This window comes from Vagococcus lutrae, assembly GCF_003987555.1.
GTDB classification, from domain to species: domain Bacteria; phylum Bacillota; class Bacilli; order Lactobacillales; family Vagococcaceae; genus Vagococcus_A; species Vagococcus_A lutrae.
Genome location: NZ_NGJW01000016.1, coordinates 22,527 through 30,925 on the forward strand (window position 1 = coordinate 22,527; position 8,399 = coordinate 30,925).

Here is an 8,399-nt window from a genome sequence, read left to right on the forward strand (position 1 = left end):
TTTAACAGAATTGTTCTAACGAAGAAAGGGATGAGGATATGGAGAAAAAGCAAGCAGAAAAAACAATGTTTTCTGGGGCATCATCAAAAGACAGTGAGTTAAAAAAACTTGTTAAACTTTCTGATCGAGAATTGATGATGGAGTTACGTACAACACCAGAAGGTCTGACCAGTGAGGATGCTAAACTTAGGTTGGAAGAATTTGGTCCAAATGAGGTGGCAGCTCAAAAGCCTCGTCCAGCATGGAAATTATTGCTACACGCGTTTCAAGATCCATTTGTCTATGTTCTCGCATTGTTATTAGTTGTTTCAGCTTTAACAGGGGACCACGATGCTGCTATTATTATGGGGATTATGATTACGGCAAGTGTCATGATTCAATTTATTCAAGATTATCGGTCACAGAAAGCAAGCTTTGAATTAAAAGAAATGATTGAAAATACCTGTGCGGTAACACGTGATGGCGAAGTTATCGAGATTCCAATGGACGAAGTCGTTCCAGGAGATATTGTCAGTTTAGCAACAGGGGACATGATTCCAGCCGATGCTAAATTAATTTGGGCGAATGACTTATTCGTCAATCAGTCATCCATGACGGGTGAATCAATGCCGGTTGAAAAGTTTGTCTATTCAGGTGTCAGTGAAGAAGAAATTCAAGAAGATGATTTAACAGCGCTTGACTTACAAGACTTAGTGTTTATGGGGACGGACGTGCTTAGTGGTCAAGGGAAAGCCTTGATTTTAAAAACAGGAGAAGATACGTTCTTCGGTGACATTGCTAAGAACGCGAGTGAAAAACGAGGCGATACCGCCTTCGACATTGGTATTACACGTGTCAGTAAAATGTTGCTACGCATGGTAGCGGTGTTTTTCCCAGTTGTATTGTTTTTAAATGGTGTTTCAAAAGGAGATTGGAACCAAGCTTTCTTCTTTGCTATTGCAGTAGCTGTCGGTTTAACACCTGAGATGCTACCGATGATTGTGACAAGTAACCTTGCCAAAGGTGCCATTAGTCTTTCTAAAAAGAATGTGATTGTAAAAGAGTTAAGCTCCATTCAAAACTTAGGGGCTATGGATATTCTTTGTACAGATAAAACCGGTACAATTACGGAAGATAAAGTTGTTTTAGTGGAGCATGTGAATCCAAAAGGTGAAATGGATAATCACGTTCTTAGTATGGCGTATCTTAATTCAAAGTATCAAACAGGTTGGAAAAACTTAATAGACCATGCTGTCATTAATTACTATGATAAGTTCCCAGAAAAACATGAGTTTAAAGAAGTTATCAAAATTGACGAATTACCATTTGACTTCACGCGACGTCGCTTAACAGTGGCGGCTGAAGTGGATGGACGTCAATTAATGGTAACAAAAGGTGCGGTTGAAGAGATGTCTGAAATCATCACGCATGTTGAATTAGATGGTGAAGTCGTAGAAATCACGCCAGAATTAGAAAAATCCATGCGTGCAGTCAACGTTGAAATGAATGAACGAGGTATGCGTGTTATTGCGGTAGCATACAGAGAAGATGTTCATCAAGAGCCTGTCTATACGATTGAAGATGAAGAAAGAATGATTTTAGTTGGTTACGTAGGATTTTTAGATCCAGCGAAAAAATCTGCGATATCCGCTATTTCATCTTTACATGAACATGGTGTCAATGTAAAAGTGCTAACAGGTGATAATGAGATAGTCGCACGTAAAGTCTGTGCGGACGTCGGAATAGAAGTTGACAAAGTGTTAAATGGGCATGAGTTAGAAGAAATGTCTGATTTAGAATTACAAGAAAAAGCAGAAGGCATTAATTTATTTGCAAAACTATCTCCAATGCAAAAGTCACGTATCATCCAAGTTTTACAAAATAAAGGCCATACTGTTGGTTTTATGGGAGATGGAATTAATGATGCACCCGCTTTAAGAAAAGCCGATGTTGGTATCTCTGTGGATACGGCAGCGGATATTACGAAAGATGCTAGTTCAATTATTTTATTAGAAAAGAGTCTGAACGTTTTGGCTGACGGTATTTTAGAAGGTCGTAAAGTCTTTAGTAATATGATGAAATATATCAAGATTACCATCAGTTCTAACTTCGGGAATGTTTTCTCTGTGTTAGTCGCAAGTGCGTTTCTACCGTTCTTGCCTATGTTGTCCATTCAATTGTTAGTTCAAAACCTTGTTTATGACTTTGCACAGTTAACGACACCGTGGGACAACGTCGATGAAGAAGATATTATTAAACCCGTTCATTGGAAAACGGGAAGTCTTTTGAGATTTACGGTTATTTTAGGACCTGTAAGTAGTATTTTTGATATCTTAACTTTCTTTATCATGTGGCATATATTTGGTGCTAATACTGTTGCCGAACAAGGCTTGTTCCAAGCTGGTTGGTTCTTAGTAGGGCTTATTACACAGACTGTAGTCGTTCATGTCTTACGTACGAAGAAAGTGCCATTTATCGAAAGTATTGCAAGTCCGTCACTGCTCATCTCTAGTTTATTTGCTATTGTCGTGGGCTTAGTAATTGTTATTACCCCACTGCGTACCGGGTTTGATTTTATGCCGCTACCAAGCAATTACTGGCCATGGCTGATTGGAATTGTCGCAGCGTATATCGTAACTACTGAAATAGCAAAACGAATTTATATCAAAGTGAATAAAGAATGGTTATAAGATTGAAACTCTCAGAAAAATTCTGAGAGTTTTTTCTTTTAAAACGATTATTAAATAATAAATAGAACAGAAAGTGTAACAGAAAACCAATCTTGTTATAGTCGTGGTGTAACAGCTTAGAAACACAATCTTGTATTTTTTAAAACACTTACACAGTTTATCTAATTCTTCACAAACTTTGATTTGATAGACTTTGTTGAGATATACATGATTTACACAAGATGTAAACTTATTACTTGCAATTACCAATTACTCGTGTTAAATTGAGAATGTGAAAGCGGAAAAGTAATACAGATAACTTTTCTGTTTAAGACAACTAATATGTGAAATAAGAGAGGAATGTGTAGTAATGGCGAAGAAAAAGATTAAACAGCTTGATTTCGAAGCACAGTTGAAAAACATCAACAAAGAATTTTCGACACTACAAGTATTAGACGAAAACGGGAAAGTGACAAACCCTGATTTGATGCCAGATTTATCTGACGACGAATTAGTAGAGTTAATGTCAAGAATGGTATGGTCACGTGTATTAGACCAACGTTCAACAGCTTTAAACCGTCAAGGTCGTTTAGGTTTCTATGCACCAACAGCTGGTCAAGAAGCAAGTCAATTAGCAAGTCATTTTGCAATGACAAAAGAAGATTACTTATTACCAGGTTACCGTGATGTTCCACAACTTGTACAACACGGCTTACCACTAAAAGAAGCTTTCTTATGGTCACGTGGACATATAGATGGAAGTAAATTCGCTGAGGACTTAAAAGCATTACCTCCACAAATTATTATCGGAGCACAAATCGTTCAAGCAGCTGGAGTAGCGCTAGGACTTAAAAAACGTGGAAAAGACGCTGTCGCGTTCACTTACACTGGTGACGGTGGTTCTTCACAAGGGGATTTCTACGAAGGAATTAACTTTGCAGGTGCTTATAAAGCTAACGCTGTATTCTTCATTCAAAACAACGGCTACGCTATTTCAACACCACGTGAAGTTCAAACAGCCGCTGAAACATTAGCACAAAAAGCAGTAGCAGCTGGTATCCCAGGTGTTCAAGTAGATGGTATGGACCCGTTAGCAGTTTATGCTGTAACAAAACACGCAAGAGAATGGTCAGTTGCAGGTAATGGTCCTGTTTTAATTGAAACATTAACATATCGTTACGGACCACATACACTTTCAGGTGATGATCCAACACGTTACCGTACACAAGATGTTGAAGACTATTGGGAAAAACGTGATCCATTAAATCGTTTCCGTATTTTCTTAACTGAAAAAGGTTTATGGTCTGAAGAAAAAGAAGAAGAAATTATCGAAAAAACAAAAGAGGAAATCGCAGCAGCTATTAAAGAAGCTGACGCTGCACCAAAACAAACAGTGTCTGAATTCTTAGAGCATATGTTTGAAAATTCACCTCAAAACGTTGCAGAACAAATTGAAATCTACAAAGCGAAGGAGTCGAAATAAGCATGGCACAAAAAACAATGATCCAAGCCATTACAGATGCACTCGATTTAGAACTTGGTAAAGACGAAAACGTCCTAATCTTCGGTGAAGACGTTGGTAAAAACGGTGGGGTTTTCCGTGCAACTGAAGGCTTACAAGAAAAACATGGTAAAGAGCGTGTATTTGATACACCGTTAGCAGAATCAGGTATTGGTGGATTGGCGTTTGGTTTAGCTTTAGAAGGCTTCCGTCCAGTTCCAGAAATTCAATTCTTTGGCTTCGTGTTTGAAGTGTTTGACGAAATTGTTGGTCAAATGGCACGTACACGTTACCGTATGGGTGGTACTCGTAACTTACCTATTACTATTCGCGCGCCTTTTGGTGGTGGTGTACATACACCAGAAATGCACGCAGATAACTTAGAAGGTTTAATCGCACAATCACCTGGTATCCGCGTAGTGATTCCAAGTAACCCATATGATGCAAAAGGTCTTTTAATTTCAGCTATTCGCGACAATGACCCTGTTGTATTCTTAGAACATATGAAACTATACCGTTCATTCCGTGAAGAAGTTCCTGAAGGAGAGTACACAGTTCCTTTAGATAAAGCAGCTATTACACGCGAAGGATCAGACATCACTGTTATTACATACGGTGCTATGGTTCGTGAAGCGATTAAAGTCGCTGATAAATTAGAAAAAGAAAACATCTCAGTAGAAATTGTTGATTTACGTACAGTTGCTCCTTTAGATGTTGAAACAATTATTGCATCTGTTGAAAAAACAGGTCGCGTAGTAGTTGTACAAGAAGCTCAAAAACAAGCAGGTGTAGGAGCACAAGTTGCATCAGAAATTTCTGAACGTGCCATCTTATCTCTTGAAGCGCCTATCGGACGTGTTTCAGCGCCTGATACAGTTTATCCATTTGGTCAAGCAGAAAACTCATGGTTACCAAATGCTAACGACATCGAAGAAAAAGTCCGTGAAATTTACGAATTCTAATTTGAATAGAAGAGGAGAGTTAAATAATGGCGTTTAAATTTAAACTACCTGACATTGGTGAAGGAATCGCAGAAGGCGAAATCGTTAAATGGTTCGTTAAAGAAGGCGACACTATCAACGAAGACGACACAATGTTAGAAGTCCAAAATGATAAATCAGTAGAAGAAATTCCATCACCTGTGACTGGTAAAGTATTGAAGGTCGTTGTACCAGAAGGAACAGTTGCTAACGTGGGTGACGTGTTAATCGAAATCGATGCACCGGGACATGAATCTGATGAAGAAGAAGCTCCTGCTGTAGAAGCAGCTGCTCCTGCAGAAACGGGTGCAGCGAAAGCTGTTTTCCAATTCAAACTTCCAGATATCGGTGAAGGGATTGCAGAAGGCGAAATCGTTAAATGGTTTGTCAAAGCTGGCGATACTATTAACGAAGACGACACAATGCTTGAAGTTCAAAACGATAAATCAGTAGAAGAAATCTCATCACCTGTAACAGGGACGGTTGTAAATGTTGTTGTTCCAGAAGGGACAGTCGCGAATGTTGGTGACGTGCTAATCGAAATTGATGCACCTGGTCACAACGACAGCGTTCCAAGTGCAGGCGGAGCAACACCTGAAGCGCCAGTTGCAGCAGAAGCTCAACCAAAAGAAGCAGCTTCATCTGAGCCTACAGGTAAACCTTCAACACGCGTTTTAGCAATGCCTTCAGTGCGTCAATATGCACGTGAAAAAGGTGTGGATATTACTTTAGTGACACCGACTGGTAAAAAAGGTCGTGTGACACGTGAAGATATCGATACATTTGCAGCAGGCGGATCATCAGTAGCAGCTCCAGAAGCAACAGCAGCAGCAACTGAAGAAAAACCAGCAGCAACTAAAGAAGCAGCACAACCAGCAACACCATTTGTTGGCATTGCTGAACAAGAAACACGCGAGAAAATGACAATGACTCGTAAGGCTATTTCTAAAGCAATGGTAAATAGCAAACACACAGCCCCACATGTCACATTGCATGATGAAGTTGAAGTGTCACAATTATGGGATCACCGTAAGAAATTTAAAGATGTCGCTGCAAGTCGCGATACAAAATTAACTTTCTTACCATATGTTGTTAAAGCACTCGTTGCAACAATGAAAAAATACCCAATCTTAAATGCTTCAATTGACGATGCAACAGATGAAGTGGTTTACAAACATTACTACAATATCGGTATCGCAACTGATACAGATCACGGCTTATACGTACCAAACGTAAAACATGCCGACATGAAGAGTATGTTTGATATTGCTGATGAAATTAACGAAAAAGCAGCTTTAGCTCATGAAGGAAAACTTTCAGCTATTGACATGCGCAATGGAACGGTTACAATTAGTAACATAGGGTCTGTAGGCGGTGCTTGGTTTACTCCAGTTATCAACTACCCTGAAGTTGCTATTTTAGGTGTCGGAACTATCAAACAACAGCCAATCGTAAACGAAGATGGAGAATTAGCAGTAGGCCGCGTTATGAAATTATCTCTAAGCTTCGATCATCGAATCGTTGATGGTGCCACAGCTCAAAGTGCAATGAACAATATTAAGAGATTGTTGGCAGATCCAGAATTATTATTAATGGAAGGATGATTCTTGAATGGTAGTTGGAGATTTCGCAATTGAACTAGATACAGTCGTAATTGGAGCTGGCCCAGGAGGATATGTTGCAGCAATTCGTGCAGCACAAATGGGACAGAAAGTTGCGATCATTGAACGTGAATATATCGGAGGCGTTTGTTTAAACGTAGGATGTATTCCTTCAAAAGCACTTATTAGTGCCGGACACAAATATCAAGAAGCCTTAGATTCAGAAGTTTTTGGTGTAAAAACTGAAAAAGTCTCTCTAGACTTTGAACAAACACAAAACTGGAAAAACAATACTGTTGTTAACAAATTAACATCAGGTGTTGAATTCCTATTAAAGAAAAATAAAGTTGAAATTTTAAATGGGGAAGCATTCTTCATCGATGGACATAACTTACGTGTGATTCACGGTGACGAAGCACAAACTTACTCATTTAACAATGCGATTGTTGCAACTGGTAGTCGTCCAATCGAAATTAAAGGATTTAAATTCGGTGGTCGCATTATCGACTCAACAGGCGGATTAAACTTAACAGAAGTACCTAAAAAATTAGTGATTGTCGGTGGCGGTGTCATCGGTGCTGAATTAGGTGGCGCTTATGCTAACTTAGGTTCAGAAGTGACTATTTTAGAAGGTTCACCACAAATTATTCCTAACTTTGAAAAAGATATGGTTCGTTTAGTCGAAAAATCATTCAAAGAAAAAGGTATGACAGTCGTAACAAATGCTATGGCTAAAGGTGCTGTAGACAATGGCGACAGCGTCACAGTAACTTATGAAGCAGACGGTAAAGAGCAATCAATCGAAGCTGATTACGTAATGGTAACAGTTGGTCGTCGTCCTAACACTGACGAGCTTGGTTTAGAAGTAGCGGGCGTTGAAATGAACGACCGTGGTCTAGTAATGGTAGACGAACAAGGACGTACAAACGTTGAATCTATCTTTGCTATTGGAGACATCGTACCAGGCGCTGCTTTAGCACATAAAGCTAGCTATGAAGCAAAAATTGCTGCAGAAGCAATTGCTGGAAAACCTGTAGCCGTTGACTACATTGGTATGCCAGCAGTGGCATTTACAGATCCTGAATTAGCAACAGTGGGTTACACTGAAAAACAAGCTAAAGAAGAAGGCTTAGATGTAAAAGCTACGAAATTCCCACTTGGTGGTAACGGTCGTGCGCTTTCATTGAACCAAACTGAAGGATTTGTACGTCTTGTGACAACGAAAGAAGATAATGTTATTATCGGTGCACAAGTAGCAGGAATTAACGCAAGTGACATTATTGCGGAACTAGGTTTAGCAATTGAAGCTGGTATGAATGCAGAAGATATTGCTTTAACAATTCATTCTCATCCATCATTAGCAGAATCTGTTATGGATACAGCTGAAATGGCGTTAGGATTACCTATTCACGCTTAAAATCATTTTAAATATCGCAACATCTATTCGGACGTAAGACAGAAAGTTTAACTTTCTGTCTTTTTTGGGCTCTTTGTCAAATAGGACTGATGAGTCAAAATGAAGTCGAAAGATGAGTGGAACTTGTTCCATTCATCTTTTTTATTTTACTTCAATAAGGCGATTCATCATGAATATTCTTAATTTCATGTTCTCAAATGATTTAAATCCATAGGATACCCGTTTTAAGGTTTTAATATGTGTGTTTTTAGC

The 8,399-nt window shown here is 39.0% G+C and carries 6 protein-coding genes; 5 read left to right on the top strand and 1 reads right to left on the bottom strand.

Features of this window, described 5'->3' with window-relative positions; all coding sequences use genetic code 11:
* The first annotated feature begins 38 nt into the window (after positions 1-38).
* The 5 genes from mgtA to lpdA all read left to right on the top strand — a co-directional run bounded on the left by mgtA (position 39) and on the right by lpdA (position 8,147).
* A complete protein-coding gene (mgtA, locus tag CBF33_RS09320) occupies positions 39-2,669 on the top strand; it encodes a magnesium-translocating P-type ATPase (protein ID WP_126763704.1) in 2,631 nt (876 codons plus the stop codon).
* A gap of 349 nt (positions 2,670-3,018) precedes the next feature.
* Complete coding sequence (gene pdhA, locus CBF33_RS09325; RefSeq protein ID WP_126763706.1) at positions 3,019-4,131, top strand: pyruvate dehydrogenase (acetyl-transferring) E1 component subunit alpha; 1,113 nt, start codon at positions 3,019-3,021, stop codon at positions 4,129-4,131.
* Positions 4,132-4,133: 2 nt separating this feature from the next.
* Positions 4,134-5,111: an alpha-ketoacid dehydrogenase subunit beta gene (locus tag CBF33_RS09330; protein WP_126763709.1), complete on the top strand. Its 978-nt coding sequence runs from the start codon at positions 4,134-4,136 to the stop codon at positions 5,109-5,111.
* Positions 5,112-5,137: 26 nt separating this feature from the next.
* Entirely contained in the window at positions 5,138-6,733 is a 1,596-nt protein-coding gene (locus CBF33_RS09335) for a dihydrolipoyllysine-residue acetyltransferase (protein WP_126763711.1), read from the top strand.
* 7 nt (positions 6,734-6,740) lie between these two features.
* Positions 6,741-8,147 (top strand): dihydrolipoyl dehydrogenase, encoded by a 1,407-nt coding sequence (lpdA, locus tag CBF33_RS09340; protein WP_126763713.1) that lies wholly within the window; start codon positions 6,741-6,743, stop codon positions 8,145-8,147.
* 141 nt (positions 8,148-8,288) lie between these two features.
* Here the strand turns inward: lpdA and CBF33_RS09345 are convergent.
* Positions 8,289-8,399 (bottom strand): transposase (locus tag CBF33_RS09345; RefSeq protein ID WP_148112237.1); only part of this gene is annotated, 111 nt, incomplete at its 5' end.